Here is a 14180-nt window from a genome sequence, read left to right as displayed (position 1 = left end):
GCATGCCCTCCGATCGTGCGCACGCACCGCGTTTCCGCATCGTCGCCAGCGGCCTTCATCGTCCATACCTTGGCGTAAACACCGACTTCGTCGTCGTTGACGCGGCGTGGAGGCGGCTTCTATGATGATTTCGCCTATTTATCATAACAAATATAAGAAACTGGTCTGGTTCTTGCTCGACGGGATGGCCGGCGAAGACCTTGCCGGTGAAGGCCTGGAGGAAGCTGCCGCCGGTGGTGGCTCCGAGCGCTGTTCTGTATCCACACGACCCCAAGGAGTGCGCTTTGAATCGTCGAGATTTGCTCAAACTGGCGGCGCTGTCCGCCGTGCCCGCGTCGGTGCTGCAGGCCCGTTCCGCGTTGGCCGCCGATGCCATCGAACTCGGCTGCCCGGTGCCGATGTCCGGCGCGTTTGCCGCCAACGGCAAATTCGCCGACCTGGGCATGAAACTGGCCGTGGAGCAATACGGCAAGGTGCTGGGGCGCCCGCTGGCGTACAGCGTGCTCGACACCGAAGGCAAGCCGGCCACGGCCGTGCGCAAGGTGCAGGAACTCGCGCAGCAGAAGAACGCGCGCTACTTCGCGGGCGGCATCCTGTCGTCCGAGTCGCTCGCGATGGGCAAGGAGGCGGAGAAGTTCGGCGGGGTGTTCATCACGACCGCGGGCGCCGATGAAATTACCGGCAAGGACTGCAACCGCGCGACCTTCCGCTGGTCGGTGCCCACATACGGCGCCATCGAGCGCACCGTGCGCCCGCTGATCGAATCGATGCCCAAGGCCAAGCGCTGGTACACCATCACGCCGCAATACGTGTTTGGCGACGGGTTGCTGTCGGCGGCCAAGAACATCTTCAAGGAAAAGGGCATCGAGCATGTGGGCAACAGCTATCACGCGCTCACCGAGAAGGAATTCAGCGGTTACCTGACCAACGCGATGGCCGCCAAGCCCGACGTGCTGCTGATCCTGAACTTCGGCTCGCAATCGTCCGACACGCTGCGCCAGGCGGTGAGCTTCGGCATGAAGAAGAACACGACGATCCTGGTGGCGTGGGCGTCTGGCCTGGAGCAGTTCGAATCGCTCGGCGCCGACCTGTGCGATGGCGTGTACTTCGGCGCGCAGTACTGGCACGACGTCGATACGCCTGCCAACCGCGATCTGGTCAAGCGCACACAGGCCGCGTTCAAGACCAACCCGAACTACAGCCTGGCAGGCTCGTACACCTGCACCAAGATCCTGCTCGACGCGATGGCCAAGGCCGGCAGCGCCGATCCGAAGGCCGTGATTGCCGCGCTGCAGGGCATGAAGTACGACGGTCTGACGGGCCACGAAGAAATTCGCGCGGCCGACCACCAGGTGCTCAAGAACTACTACCTGCTCAAGGGCAAGCCCAAGAACCGCATGAAGGACAAGGACGACTTCGCCGAAGTGGTCGCCGTCGGCAAGGCCTTCCTGCCGGTGGAACAGACGCAGTGCAAGCTGGCCTGAGGGTCTGATCTGCGGCACGCCCGGCTGGCTTCAGCTGTTGAGGCACGGGCGCTTGTCTTCCTGAGTGCCATTTCGGTCAACGCAATGAACGTCTACCTGCTCCAGGTCGTCAACGGCGTGGGGATCGGCATGCTCTACTTCCTGCTGGCGGTGGGGCTGTCGATCATCTTCGGGCTGTTGCGCTTCGTCAATTTCGCCCACGGCGCGTTTTATGCGCTGGGCGCGTATCTCTGCTTCCAGGCCCTGCAGATGGGCATGGATTTCTGGCTGGCGCTCGTGCTTGCGCCCATCGTCATCGGCGCGCTGGCGTGGGTGACGGAGAAAGTGCTGCTGCGCCACGTCTACGCGCAGGCGCACGAATTCCACATCCTCGTCACCGTGGGTCTGGCCCTGGTCGTGCAGGAACTCATCATCGTGGCGTGGGGGCCGCTGGGCGTCGATGTACCGGCGCCCGATGCCTTGCAGGGCGTGGTGATGTGGGGCGATTTCGTCTACCCGAAATACCGCCTGTTCGTCATCGGTTTTACGGCCGTGCTGGCGCTCGCGCTGTGGTGGCTGCTGGAGGGCACGCGCCTGGGCAGTGCGGTGCGGGCGGGCAGTGAATCGACCGAGATGGTCTCGCTGCTCGGCATCAACGTGTTCCGCCTGTTCAGCTTGATGTTTGCACTGGGCGCGGCGACGGCAGCGGTGGCCGGTGTGCTGGCGGCGCCCATTCGCGGCGCGGAACCCTTCATGGGCGTGGAGGCCCTCGGCGTCGCCTTCGTGGTTGTGGTGGTGGGCGGCATGGGCAGCTTTGCGGGCGCGCTGGTCGGCGGCCTGCTGGTCGGCATCGTGCAGAGCCTGATGAGCACGCTGTGGCCCGAGGGCGCGCGGCTGATGATCTACGTGGCGATGGCGGCCGTGCTGCTGCTGCGCCCGCACGGCCTGCTGGGGAGGGGATGATGCAAGCCGCATTCCATGGAATTTCGCGACACCGCTTCTGGTGGCTGGCGCTGGGCGTGACGTTGCTGCTGCCGCTGGTGCTGAGGTCCGGCACGTTGGCCACCGAAGTGCTCGTCTACGCGATGGCCGTGATGGCCTGCAACGTGCTGCTCGGCTACACGGGGCTGCTGTCGTTCGGGCAAGGGATCTTCTTCGGGCTCGGCAGCTACGCCGCAGGCATCGGCCTCACACAACTGGCGCTGCCGATGCCGGTGGCGCTTGTCCTGGCCGTGGTGGTGGGCGCGGTCGTGGCGGCGGTGGTCGGCTGGTTTGCGATCCGCCAGCGCGGCACGTACTTCGTCATGCTGACGCTGGCTTTCTCCCAGATGTTCTATTTCCTGGCCTACACCACGCCGTCGCTCACAGGCGGAGACAACGGCCTGCTGGACATTCCGCGTCCGGCGTTTGCGGCGTCGCCGTGGGCGTTCTACGCGTTCGTGGCAGTGCTGTTCCTTGTCGTGTTCTTCCTCGTGCAGCGTGTGACGGAATCGGTGTTTGGCCGCACGCTGCTGGCGATTCGCGACAACGAAGAACGTGCGCTCGCCGTCGGCTACAACGTGCGCGCCTTCAAGCTGCTCGCGTTTGTCATCTCCGGTGCGGTGACGGGGCTGGCTGGCGCCCTGCACGCCATGCTCACGGGCATCGCGCCGCTGGCCAATATCGACTACCACGTCAGCGAGATGATTCTGGTGATGACCGTCATCGGCGGCACGGGTAACGTGTTTGCCTCGGTGTTGGGCGCAGCGTTCTATGTGTTGCTGTCGGACTGGCTCTCGAGCCTGTGGCCGCGCTGGCTGATGCTGCTGGGCTTCCTGTTGATTGCGGTAAGCCTGTTCATGCAGCGCGGGCTGTTCGGGCTTGGGCAGAAGCTGTGGCAGCGCGTGCGCGCGCCGCGTCACGCACCGGCGGTGCAGGAGGAGCGCGCATGACCACCACGCCCATCCTCCAGGCCACCGGCATCGTCAAGCAGTACGGCAAGTTCACCGCACTGGGCGGCGTTGACTTGCGTGTGATGCCCGGCACGGTGCACTCCGTCATCGGGCCCAACGGCGCGGGCAAGACCACGCTGTTCCACATGCTCACGGGCACGCGCATGATCACCAGCGGCACCATCGTCTTCGATGGCCACGACGTGACGCGTGAAGCCGACTACCAGCGCGTGCAGCGCGGCATCGCACGTTCGTTCCAGGTGACGAGCCTGTTCCCGAGCTTGTCGGTGCGCGAGAACCTGCGCCTGGCCGCACTCGGCACCACGCCGCGTCGCGCCATGCACGGCTGGCGCCTGCCGCAGGGCGATCTGGCCTGCTCCGATACGGTCGACCGCGTGCTCGAACGGCTTGAGTTGCCGCGCCTGGCCGACACGCCAGCCGCCGCGCTTTCGCACGGCCAGCAGCGGCGGCTGGAAGTCGGCATGGCGCTGGCCGCCAACCCCCGCGCGATCTTTCTCGACGAGCCGACCTCCGGCATGGGCGTGGACGACCTGCCCGCCATGAAGGCGCTCATTCGCGGCCTCGCGCAGGACCACACGGTCGTGCTGATCGAACACAACATGGACATCGTGATGGACATCTCCGACACGATCACCGTCATGCAGCAGGGCAAGGTGCTCATGGAGGGCACGCCCGACGCCGTGCGGTCGGACCCGCGCGTGCGCGCCGCGTATCTCGGCAACATGATCACGGGAGGCAAGAAATGACGACGACGGCGATTCTCGACGTTGCAGACCTCCACGGCTATTACGGCAAGAGCCACGTGCTGCAGGGCGTGGCGCTCACGGTGGGCGAGGGCGAACTCGTGACGCTGCTCGGCCGCAATGGCGCCGGAAAATCGACCACCCTGAAGACGATTGCCGGCGTGGTGACGCCGCGTGGCGGGCAGGTGCGTTTTCGCGGCAAGGACATCGCTGGGCAGCCACCGCATCGTATTGCCGCCCAGGGCCTGTGCCTGGTGCCGGAGCATCGCGGCATCTTCAAGCTGCTGACGGTGGAGGAAAACCTGAAGCTTGGCGCGCGGCGGGATTCTCCGTGGCAGCTGGCCGACATCTATCGCATCTTCCCGCGCCTGCATGAGCGGCGGCGCAACGGCGGCGCCAACCTCTCCGGCGGCGAGCAGCAGATGCTCGCCATCGGGCGCGCGCTGATGAACCACCCGCGCCTGCTGATGCTCGACGAGCCGGTCGAAGGTCTGGCGCCCGTCATCGTGGAAGAGATCGTCGCGCAGCTGAAGGTCATCAAGCAGGCGGGCGTATCCATCCTGCTCGTCGAACAGAACCTCGAAGTCTGCACGCAGCTCGCCGATCGCCACGTGATCATCGAACAGGGCCGCGTGGTCTACACCGGCACCAACGAAGCCTTCCGCGCCGACGACGCCATCAAGGACCGCTACCTTGGCGTCGGCCTGGCCGCTTAAACGTACACATCATGACGACCACCCAACTCGATACCACTTTGCGCATCAACGGCGCGCGCCTGTGGGACACGCTCATGCAGCAGGCGCGCATCGGCGCCACGCCCAAGGGCGGCGTGCGTCGCCTCGCGTTGACCGATCTCGACCGGCAAGGCCGCGATTTCTTCGTTGCACAGGCCGAAGCCGCGGGCTGCACCGTGCGTGTGGATGCCATCGGCAACCTCTTCGCGCGCCGGCCGGGGCGCAACAACGCGCTGCCGCCCGTCATGACCGGCAGCCACATCGACACGCAGCCGACCGGCGGCAAGTTCGACGGCAACTACGGCGTGTTCGCGGGCATCGAGGTGGTGCGTGCGCTCAACGATGCGGGCATCGAAACGGAAGCGCCCATCGAAGTGGCCGTGTGGACCAACGAAGAAGGTTCGCGCTTCGTGCCGGTGATGATGGGCTCCGGCGCGTTCATCGGCGAGTTTGCGCTGGACGCCGTGCTGGCCGCGCAGGACCGCGACGGCGTGGCCGTGGGCGAGGCGTTGCGCAGTATCGGCTACGCGGGGAGTGAGCCTGTTGGCGGCCGAGCCGTCGGTGCCTACTTCGAAGCGCATATCGAACAGGGGCCGGTGCTGGAGGCGCACGCCACGACCATCGGCGTGGTGACGGGCGCGCTCGGCCAGCGCTGGTACGACGTGGTCTTGACCGGCATGGAAGCGCACGCCGGCCCCACGCCGATGGAGCTGCGCCGCGATGCGTTGCTGCCCGCCGCAGAACTCGTCGGCATTGCCAACCGCATCGCGCTCGAGCGCCCGCCGCATGCGCGCGCCACGGTGGGTTGCCTGAGCGTGCATCCGGATTCGCGCAACGTGATTCCGGGCCAGGTTTCGATGACGATCGACTTTCGCGCGGCCGACGACGCGGTGTTGTCCGACATGGATGCGGCACTGCATGAGGCGGTGGCGGAGTTGCGCACACGCAGCGGCATCGACATCGCATTGCGCCAGGTCGTCTACTTCCCGCCGCAGCCGTTTGACGCCACGTTGGTGAACGCGGTGCGCAGCGGCGCGCGGCAGTTGGGGTTGTCGGAGATGGATGTGATCAGCGGCGCAGGCCATGACGCGGTCTATCTGGCGCGCGTGGCCCCCACCGCGATGATCTTCGTGCCGTGCAAGGACGGGATCAGCCACAACGAGATCGAAGACGCCCGCCCCGAACATCTGGAAGCCGGGGCCAATGTGCTGCTGCACGCAATGCTGCAGGCCGCTGGCCGCGTTTGACACAACCCCCCGACCGCCCATGCGCATCCTGATCGCCCGCTTCAATCACGAGACGAATACGTTCTCGCCGGTGCCGACGCCGCTGGCATCGTTCCATCCGCACTACGGCGCCGACGCGTACCGTGCCGCCAAGGGCACGCGCACGGCGGCCGGTGCGTTCATCGATCTGGCGGAGGCGGCCGGCGCGGAAATCGTCGTGCCCGTCGTGGCCGGAGCGAACCCCAGCGGACGCGTCGCTGCCGAGGCGTACACCACGTTGTGCGACGCCATCGTCGCGGCGGCGCCGGGGTGCGATGCGCTGTTGCTCGACCTGCACGGCGCGATGGTCGCGGAGAACAGCGACGACGGCGAAGGCGATCTGCTCGAACGTCTGCGCGCGGTGGTGCCCGATGTGCCGATTGCCGTCGCGCTCGACTTGCACGGCAATCTCACGCAGAAGTTCATCGACTTGGCCGACATCGCAGTCAGTTTCAAGACGTATCCGCACGTTGACATGTACGAAACCGGCGAGCACGCCGGCCGCCTGCTGTTCGACAAGCTGGCCGGCCGCGCGAACCCCGTGCTCGCGTGGCGCCGCCTGCCGATGGTCACGCACACCCTGCGCAGCCGCACCGACGAAGGCGCGATGCACCGCGCTGTGGCGCTCGCCAAGCAGGCCGAGAATGACGGCATGCTGGCCGTGTCCGTCCTGGCCGGATTCGGGCTGGCCGACATTGCCGCGCCGTGCCTTTCCGTCGTGGTGGTCGGCAACGGCGACAAACATGCCGCCGACGCTGCGGCGCAACGCATTGCCGATGCCATCTGGGCTGATCGCGAAGGGTTCGTCTATCGCTCTGAACCGTTGACCGAATCGATCGCGCGTGCGGCCAAGTTGGCCGATGCCCCGGGCAGCGGCCCCGTGCTGCTGCTCGACCACGGCGACAATTGCATGTCGGGCGGCACGTGCGACGACATGCACGTCCTGCACGAAGCGTTGCGGCAAGGCTTGAGCGGCATCGCTGTCGGGCCGGTGTGCGACCCGGAAGCCGTCGCGGCGATGATCGAGGCGGGCGAGGGTGCCACGGTCACGCTGCCAGTGGGCGACAAGGTGCCGCTCGTGCAGCTCGGCATCTACCCCGTGCCGCGCGCGCTGACGGGCAAGGTGGTCGCCATCAGCGACGGCGAATACACCATCACGGGGCCGACCTATACGGGCCAGCGCATCCGCATGGGGCGAACGGCGCTGCTCGACATCGGCGCGGCGCAGATCGTCGTCACGGAGACGCCGCAGGAGCATTGGGACCTCGGCATCTTCACGCACATCGGCGTGGACCCGCATGCCGCGCGCTTCGTGCTGTTGAAGTCGCGCATGTATTGCCGGCCCGTGTTCGTGCCCATTGCCAGGGCCGTGGTGGAGTGCGACGGCGGCGGCGTGACGAGTTCGGACTACACCCGCTTTCCGTTTGCCACGCTCAAGCGGCCCGTGTTCCCGTTGGATGCCGCGACGGTTTCGTAGAGATACCCGACCGGCTTACCTTCGGTCCGTTGCGGGCGCGTCTCTGTCCTGTTGATGATGCGGCCCGCCAGGCCGTCGATCTCGTCGCATTGCGCGCGCGTCCAGCTGCGCAGCTTTTCGATGTTGCTCAGCAGGCCGAGGCGGAGGATCTGCGTGTCTTCGCCCATGCCGACGAGCCTGACCGAATGCTGGCCTGCCGTGACCACGTCGCCGGCGGCCAGCTCGAGCATATTGCCCGCGCCGTCCTTGAATTCGGCCGTGCCGCGAATGACGCGGTAAACGACCACCTCGCCTTTCGAGAAGGACGCCGCGTCCACTGCCCCTGCCTGGCTCTTGGGAAGGCTCGACTGGCCGCGCGTGTCGGTGGCAATGATGTGTCCCGTCACAAGCTGGCCGCTGGGTGCTTCGATGCCGGTGTCGCGCACGTAGACCGGTCCGGGCGATCGGATGGAGTCGCCGGCAAGCGGTTTGTACAGCGCATGCAACTCCAGCGGGTCTTGCACCCAGAAGTCGGCGCCAGCCGGCCGGTCATGTGCTGGATGACTCCAGGCGATGCGCGGCGTCTCGGCTTCGTCGATCAGCGCCGACGGCACAATCGTCGGGTTGGGAAACGTTGTCGGATCGGTGATGAACGCTTCGAGAAACTTGCCCGAGCACCCCATGGAAAGTGCGTCGGGCACCACGGTTTGCGGCGTGCTCAGGTTGTCTTCGGTCGACAGGCCCGACCACGTGTAAAAAAGCTGCCGATGCACGATTGCGCTTTGCAGGATCACCGAGCCCGGGCCGACGTAATGCAGCCGGCCATCGTAGTCGAACGTAAATACGCCCGAGGTGACCAGCACGAACTGAAACGCGCCCGGCGGCAGATGCAGATGGAAATCGGTCGGGCCGGTGTCTTCCAGATAGATCGGCCGGTTGGTGGCGACCTCATGCAGCAGGAAGGCTTCGTTGTTGGCGGCAAAGCCTTCGTCGGCGCGGCTGTACAGCGCCTGCGGGCGATAGGTCGCTTCGTACTTGGCATCCTGGCGGCGATCGACCGCAACGAAGTCGCCTGTATTGAGGCGGATGGGATTGCCGCCCGGATGCAACAGGCTCGAAGCGCGTTGGAACTCCGTGGTGTGAGTGTTCATCGCAACCCTCCGTGAATCGATCAACATCGATGGAGAATGACCTGCCCCGCTTCGATACTCGCCCTGCTGAATGACGCCTCGCTGACAGTCAGTGCGTGAGCGCCATCTTGCGCGAGCGTCGGCGGGTGACGGCCTGGCTCGACGTTCGCGCATCGAGCAGCGCGCGCAGTGTGACGCGCTGCGCGTTGTCTTCGTCACTGGCGGTGGTGCTGGCGTCGAAGGGCTCGTTGTCGTGGATGGTGGCGCGCACGATCGGGTAGATCTGCTTTTCCCATTTGCTGCCGTTGAACACGCCGTAGTGGCCCGCACCGGCCTGCACATGGTGCGTCTTCAGGTAGGGCGGCAGCCCCGAGCACAGATCCTGCGCGGCGACGGTCTGCCCGACCGCGCAGATGTCGTCCTTCTCGCCCTCGACCGTCAGCAGCGCGGTGCGATGGATCGCCGCCGGTTCGACCAGCCGACCGCCGACCATCAACTCGCCGCGCGGCAATGCGTATTGCTGAAACACCTTCTCGACCGTTTCCAGATAGAACTCGGCGGTGAGGTCGCACGTGGCGAGGTATTCGTCGTAGAAGGCGCGGATCGTGTCGGCCTTGGCCGGGTCGCCCTTGGCGCGCTGGTAGTACATCTCTTCAAACGACTGCACGTGGCGTTCCGAATTCATCGACATGAACGCGCTCAACTGCACGAAGCCCGGATACACGCGGCGCTGCTCGCCAGCAAAGCCGGGCGGCACAACGCCGATCAGGTTCTTCTCGAACCATTCGATCGGTTTGCTGTTGGCCAACGCATTCACCGCGGTGGGGCCCACGCGGCAATCGATGGGGCCGGCCATGAGGGTGAGGCTGGCGGGCTGCGCGGGGTCGTTGTCGGCGGCCAGGAGCGAGACCGCCGAGAGCGCCGCCACGGTCGGCTGGCAGATGGCCAGTACGTGTGCGTCGGGGCCGATGTGGCGGATGAAATCGATCAGGTGGCCGACGTATTCATCGAAGCCGAAGCGCCCGGCTGACACCGGAATGTCGCGCGCGTTGTGCCAGTCCGTCACGTACACATCGTGATCGGCCAGCATCGTGCGCAGCGTGCCGCGCAGCAGCGTGGCGAAGTGCCCGGACAAGGGCGCGGCAACCAGCACGCGCGGTTGCGGCGTGGGCGCGGTCTTGCGGAAGTGCACGAGGGTTCCGAACGGCGTTTGCATCGCGGTCTCTTCCACGACCGGCACCACGCGGCCGTCGACCTCGACGCTGTCGATACCGAACGATGGGCGGCGGTGCGTGATCGCGCTGCACTCCAGCAGTTCGAGCCACGCATCCACTGCCCGGGCAGTGGGATGCTCGGTCGACTGTGGCCACTGCGCCATCGCCAGCCGGGAGAACGAGGCCCATGCACGCGCGGGCCGCAGGCATTCGGACAGCCACTGGTAGAGGGGATACGCGAGCAGGTTCATGGCAGCTTCCGTGATGGCGTCGCAAGACACGTCAAGGCCGGTGGAACGAAGCAGGCAATACATGTGCCAACTCACATGCCGGTGGGCGCCAAACCGCATCCGCGCTGATGATGACTGGCACAGGCTTTGCGCGGCATCCATGCGGGGTGCGGCGTGGCACGCGTCTTTGCAGCGCGCGGGTGCAACCAGCGCACCGGCAAGGTGCCTGACGCCGGTCATGCACCTGATTGAAAAACGGGGACAACCGGGGACCGACATGAAATCCGTCGACCTGACAACGCTGACGATCAGCAGTCGCAACTATTCGTCGTGGTCGATGCGCGGCTGGCTCCTCGCCAAGCTCAGCGGCCTGCCTTTCGAGACGGTGAGCGTGCCGATCGACGCCTCATCGCGCGCGGAATTGCTGCTGCTGTCGCCGTCGATTCTCGTACCGTGCCTCACGCACGAAGGCCGCAAGGTGTGGGACGTGCTGGCGATTGCCGAATACCTCAACGAACTGTCGCCCGAGGCCAAGCTGCTGCCCGCCGACCGACATGCCCGTGCGCATTGCCGATCGATCTGCGGTGAGATGCATTCGGGCTTCAGCGCGCTGCGCTCGGCGCTGCCGATGAACCTGCGCGCACATTTTCCGAACTTCCGCATCTGGTCCCGCGCGCAGCACGACATCGAGCGCATCACGCTCATCTGGCGCGAATGCCTCGCCCAGTACGGCGGCCCCTGGCTGTTTGGCGAGATCAGCATGGCCGACGCGATGTACGCGCCAGTCGTCATGCGATTCCTGACCTATGACGTCAAGCTCGATCCGGAGATTGCCGAGTACTGCCTGCGCGTGCTCGAGCACCCGCACGTCGCCGAATGGATTGCCGGGGCGAAGGCTGAGCAGGCAGATATCGATGAGCTGGATATGGAGTTTTAGGCGGGCGAGGGCGCCGAAGGACCGGCGTGACGATGGCCTGCCGATCAAATACCCGCCCCGCACCCGCGCGGATGGAACTAGCCCGCTGAATCCCAGAACCGCTGAGCACGGAACGGGCGAACATCCACTGCCGGTGTTTCGCCCATCATCATTTCCGCAATTAAGCGCCCGGTGATGGGCCCCAACGTCAAGCCGTGGTGTGCATGGCCGAACGCGAACCACATGTTTGCGTGGTGCGGCGCCGGTCCGATGATCGGCAGCATGTCGGGCGTGCAGGGGCGTGCGCCCATCCAGGGTTCCGCATCCACACGTTCGGCCAGCGGGAAGAGCTTGCGCGCGACGGGCTCGACGGCGTTGAGCTGCACGGGCGTCTTCGGTGCATCGCGGTGTGCGAGTTCCGCGCCCGTCGTCAGCCGGATGCCGCGTGCCATCGGTGCCAGCACATAACCGCCGTCTGCATCGAGCACGGGATGGTTTAACTGCGCACCTTGCGCGGGTGCGTAGTGCATGTGGTACCCGCGCTTGACGGCCAGCGGCAGGCTGTAGCCCAGGCGCGAGGTGAGGACGTCCGCCCAGGGGCCCATGGCGATGACGACGTTGTCTGCGCGCAGCTCGCCTTCCTTGGTTTGCAACAGCCACGGGGCGTTCGGCGTGAGCGTGTTGGCATCGGCTTCAAACAGGCGGCCGCCGAGTTGCTCGAAATACCTTGCGTAGGCCGTGACCAGCGCGTTCGGGTCGCTCACGGAATCCGCTTCCGTATAACGCAGGCCGCCGAGCAGCGATGTGTCCAGATGCGGTTCAACGCTGCGCAGGCGCGCTGGGTCAAGCGCTTCAAAGGCGACGCCGTATTCGCGCTGCCAGCGCTCGACGTTGCGCGTTTCCTTGTCTTGCGTGGCGGCATTGCGGAAGACCTTGATCCAACCGCTGGGGCGGATCAGATGCGTGGCGCCGGCGGCTTCGGCCAGCGCGCGGTGCTCGCTGACGCTGTGCGCGATCAGCGGCGCATACGCCCGCGCAATCGCCGCGTGCCGCGTGGGGTGGGAGTTGCGCCAGTACTGCCACAGAAACGGCAGCAACCGGGGCAGGTCGCCAGGGTGGTAATGCACGTCCGCCGACGTGTTGCCCGCATAACGCAACAACGTCGACAGGTCGCGCGGGAACGCATACGGATACACACCCTCGCGCTGAATCAGCCCGGCATTGCCGAACGACGTCTCAAAGCCCGGCGCACGGCGGTCGACAAGCGCGACGGCGCGCCCGCGTTTCTGCAGATGCACCGCCACCGATACGCCGACAATGCCGGCGCCCAGCACAAGGGTGTCAAAGCGCATGGCGGTTGGCTCCTTAACCCTTGGCCAGCGCCGTGACGGCGATCTCCACATCGATGCCCGGGCGCATCAGGCCCGACTGCACGCAGGCGCGCGTCGGCGCGTGGCCGGCCGGCACCCAGGCTTCCCACGCGGCGTTCAGCTCGGCGAAGTGCTTGGCGTCGGTCAGCCAGATGTTGGCGGAGATCAGACGCGTCTTGTCGACACCCGCTTCAGCCAGCAACGCGTCGATGCGCGCGAGGATGTTCTCGGTCTGCTCGGTGATCGACTTGAAGTCGCTGTCAGGCACTTGGCCGGCCAGATGCACGATGCCGTTGGCGATCACGATCTGGCTCATGCGGGCGTTGGTGTGGAGGCGTTGGATGTCGGTCATGTCGATTCGGGTGTGAACAAAAAAAAGCGAAAGAAGCGTCGATGGTAGCGCTCCTCACTGCGGCAGACGGTGTGGGCGCATATCGGCTTCCTGTGAGGTTGCAGCGAGTGTAAGGAGCCTCGTCGCACACATCGCATGCAAATGGTTCCGACCGGTATGCGCGGCGGACATGCTGGCGCTTGCCGGCGAATGCGCCCACATAAGGCGCCGATACAACACTCAGTGATTTCAACATCTGATTTAAGAACAACTAATCACCCGCAATCCCTTGCCGGCATTGGATCGGCCCAGTCATTGGCGACAATGTGCTGCCGCCCCCACTCTAGAGGGGGGCGCCCGCTTTGCCCCAATGACACAATCGCCGAAATTCAGAAATCCATGCTGCGCCGCGGCGCTGCGTGGCAGACCCGGATGAGGAGCTTCATGCAAGGAAGTTGGATTGCGATATCGGCGGCGCGTGCGCGGGCGCATCGGCTGTATGGCGTTCGCGGCTGGCTGGTGACGCTGCTGTGGCTGAACACGCTGCCGGCGCTGGTGGTGGTGCTGGCGATCGCCATGGTGCTGATATCGGGCGAGACGGGCGACGGCGCGGCGCGGTGGCTGCCGGCGCTGGCGGGGCTGGCGTTTCCGTTGGGGCTCGTGGTGGTGGCGTTCTTGCGTGTGCGCTGGTTTCCGTGGGTGTGGTTGGGATATTGCCTGCTGCAATTGGCCGCTACGCTGGGCATGAGCGGTGGGATCAAGGCATGGGCCGCGCAGGCATCCGGCGCCACGTCGGCGGGATGGCCGCTTGCGCTGTTGCTGGCGGCGGAGGTGTTGGTGCCGGTCGGGACGCTCGCGTATCTCGCCCGCTCCCGCCGCGTGCGCGTGACGTATCGGCACGAGGTACGCGCGAGCGATCCGGCCGCCGCGCCGGCCGTGTTCGACAGGCTGAACCCGAACGAAACGCCGTCTGACGCCACCGACCATGCGCGCGAACGCGCTGCGCTGCGCCGCGTGACGCAGGAACTCAGTTCCGGCGTGCTCGACACGCAAACCTGGATGCACGTGATGCGCCATCACGCCGAGGCCACCGATGCGGCGCGCACCACGGCGTACGTGCGGGCGCGCATGGCTGTGCTGTGTCCGCCGGCGCATGTGCATCCGGCGCTCGTACGCACACTCGCATCGAGTTTGGGCGCGCTGCTGGTCAGCCTGTTCGCAGCGGCTGCGTTGATGGCCGCAGTGATTGCGCTGGCGATGAGCGTGCCGGGCGAGGCGACCGCGCTGCTTGAGTTGCTCGTTGCCGTGGCGCTGACGTTGAGCTGGCTGGCCGGGCTGTTTGTGGCGCGCGCTTCCTGCGCGCCGTTGCCTGAGGC

12 protein-coding genes and 1 pseudogene are annotated in these 14180 nt (G+C 66.0%); 9 read left to right on the top strand and 4 right to left on the bottom strand.

Going from position 1 to position 14180, the window contains the following annotated elements:
* Positions 1–284: 284 nt before the first annotated feature.
* The 7 genes from TK49_RS18820 (at position 285) to TK49_RS18790 (ending at position 7634) form a co-directional block, all read left to right on the top strand.
* On the top strand, positions 285–1484 hold the full coding sequence (locus TK49_RS18820) for an ABC transporter substrate-binding protein (protein ID WP_045218992.1): 1200 nt from the start codon (positions 285–287) through the stop codon (positions 1482–1484).
* An 84-nt stretch (positions 1485–1568) separates the two neighbouring features.
* Complete coding sequence (locus TK49_RS18815) at positions 1569–2426, top strand: branched-chain amino acid ABC transporter permease (RefSeq protein WP_009240143.1); 858 nt, start codon at positions 1569–1571, stop codon at positions 2424–2426.
* Positions 2426–3394: a branched-chain amino acid ABC transporter permease gene (locus TK49_RS18810; RefSeq protein WP_045218988.1), complete on the top strand. Its 969-nt coding sequence runs from the start codon at positions 2426–2428 to the stop codon at positions 3392–3394. Before TK49_RS18815 ends, TK49_RS18810 begins: the two co-directional genes overlap by 1 nt.
* Positions 3391–4161, top strand: a complete 771-nt coding sequence (locus TK49_RS18805; RefSeq protein WP_045218985.1) for an ABC transporter ATP-binding protein — start codon at positions 3391–3393, stop codon at positions 4159–4161. The genes TK49_RS18810 and TK49_RS18805 overlap by 4 nt, the downstream gene beginning before the upstream one ends.
* Positions 4158–4874, top strand: a complete 717-nt coding sequence (locus tag TK49_RS18800; RefSeq protein WP_045218983.1) for an ABC transporter ATP-binding protein — start codon at positions 4158–4160, stop codon at positions 4872–4874. Before TK49_RS18805 ends, TK49_RS18800 begins: the two co-directional genes overlap by 4 nt.
* 11 nt (positions 4875–4885) lie before the next feature.
* Complete coding sequence (locus tag TK49_RS18795) at positions 4886–6139, top strand: Zn-dependent hydrolase (protein ID WP_045218982.1); 1254 nt, start codon at positions 4886–4888, stop codon at positions 6137–6139.
* Between the two features lie 19 nt (positions 6140–6158).
* Positions 6159–7634, top strand: coding sequence for a M81 family metallopeptidase (locus TK49_RS18790; RefSeq protein WP_045218979.1), 1476 nt, complete (start codon positions 6159–6161; stop codon positions 7632–7634).
* Here TK49_RS18790 and TK49_RS18785 read toward each other — a convergent pair.
* Positions 7565–8764, bottom strand: a complete 1200-nt coding sequence (locus TK49_RS18785; RefSeq protein ID WP_197742994.1) for a cupin domain-containing protein — start codon at positions 8762–8764, stop codon at positions 7565–7567. The two genes, TK49_RS18790 and TK49_RS18785, sit on opposite strands and share 70 nt — an antisense overlap.
* A gap of 88 nt (positions 8765–8852) precedes the next feature.
* Positions 8853–10208, bottom strand: a complete 1356-nt coding sequence (locus tag TK49_RS18780) for a polyhydroxyalkanoate depolymerase (protein WP_045220333.1) — start codon at positions 10206–10208, stop codon at positions 8853–8855.
* A gap of 256 nt (positions 10209–10464) precedes the next feature.
* Between TK49_RS18780 and TK49_RS18775 the strand changes: the two genes are divergently transcribed.
* Positions 10465–11124: a glutathione S-transferase family protein gene (locus tag TK49_RS18775; RefSeq protein ID WP_045218977.1), complete on the top strand. Its 660-nt coding sequence runs from the start codon at positions 10465–10467 to the stop codon at positions 11122–11124.
* A gap of 77 nt (positions 11125–11201) precedes the next feature.
* Here the strand turns inward: TK49_RS18775 and TK49_RS18770 are convergent, their stop codons facing one another.
* Together TK49_RS18770 and TK49_RS18765 are read right to left on the bottom strand one after the other, a co-directional pair.
* Positions 11202–12455, bottom strand: a complete 1254-nt coding sequence (locus TK49_RS18770) for an NAD(P)/FAD-dependent oxidoreductase (RefSeq protein ID WP_045218975.1) — start codon at positions 12453–12455, stop codon at positions 11202–11204.
* Between the two features lie 13 nt (positions 12456–12468).
* Positions 12469–12825: a RidA family protein gene (locus TK49_RS18765; RefSeq protein ID WP_045218973.1), complete on the bottom strand. Its 357-nt coding sequence runs from the start codon at positions 12823–12825 to the stop codon at positions 12469–12471.
* A gap of 423 nt (positions 12826–13248) precedes the next feature.
* Here TK49_RS18765 and TK49_RS18760 point away from each other — a divergent pair.
* Positions 13249–14177 (top strand): annotated as a pseudogene (locus tag TK49_RS18760) (hypothetical protein).
* The last annotated feature ends 3 nt before the right edge of the window (positions 14178–14180 follow it).

The sequence above is a fragment of the Ralstonia mannitolilytica genome, assembly GCF_000954135.1.
In the GTDB taxonomy this organism is placed as follows: Bacteria; Pseudomonadota; Gammaproteobacteria; order Burkholderiales; family Burkholderiaceae; genus Ralstonia; species Ralstonia mannitolilytica.
This window is presented reverse-complemented; position numbering and strand designations above follow the sequence as displayed.

What these genes read in the sequence shown, in the direction of transcription:
- TK49_RS18775 (WP_045218977.1), top strand. Translation starts at nt 10,465, where the DNA reads ATGAAATCCGTCGACCTGACAACGCTGACGATCAGCAGTCGCAACTAT.
- TK49_RS18790 (WP_045218979.1), top strand. Translation starts at nt 6,159, where the DNA reads ATGCGCATCCTGATCGCCCGCTTCAATCACGAGACGAATACGTTCTCG.
- TK49_RS18770 (WP_045218975.1), bottom strand. Translation starts at nt 12,455, where the DNA reads ATGCGCTTTGACACCCTTGTGCTGGGCGCCGGCATTGTCGGCGTATCG.
- TK49_RS18805 (WP_045218985.1), top strand. Translation starts at nt 3,391, where the DNA reads ATGACCACCACGCCCATCCTCCAGGCCACCGGCATCGTCAAGCAGTAC.
- TK49_RS18815 (WP_009240143.1), top strand. Translation starts at nt 1,569, where the DNA reads ATGAACGTCTACCTGCTCCAGGTCGTCAACGGCGTGGGGATCGGCATG.
- TK49_RS18780 (WP_045220333.1), bottom strand. Translation starts at nt 10,208, where the DNA reads ATGAACCTGCTCGCGTATCCCCTCTACCAGTGGCTGTCCGAATGCCTG.
- TK49_RS18785 (WP_197742994.1), bottom strand. Translation starts at nt 8,764, where the DNA reads ATGAACACTCACACCACGGAGTTCCAACGCGCTTCGAGCCTGTTGCAT.
- TK49_RS18810 (WP_045218988.1), top strand. Translation starts at nt 2,426, where the DNA reads ATGCAAGCCGCATTCCATGGAATTTCGCGACACCGCTTCTGGTGGCTG.
- TK49_RS18795 (WP_045218982.1), top strand. Translation starts at nt 4,886, where the DNA reads ATGACGACCACCCAACTCGATACCACTTTGCGCATCAACGGCGCGCGC.
- TK49_RS18800 (WP_045218983.1), top strand. Translation starts at nt 4,158, where the DNA reads ATGACGACGACGGCGATTCTCGACGTTGCAGACCTCCACGGCTATTAC.
- TK49_RS18765 (WP_045218973.1), bottom strand. Translation starts at nt 12,825, where the DNA reads ATGACCGACATCCAACGCCTCCACACCAACGCCCGCATGAGCCAGATC.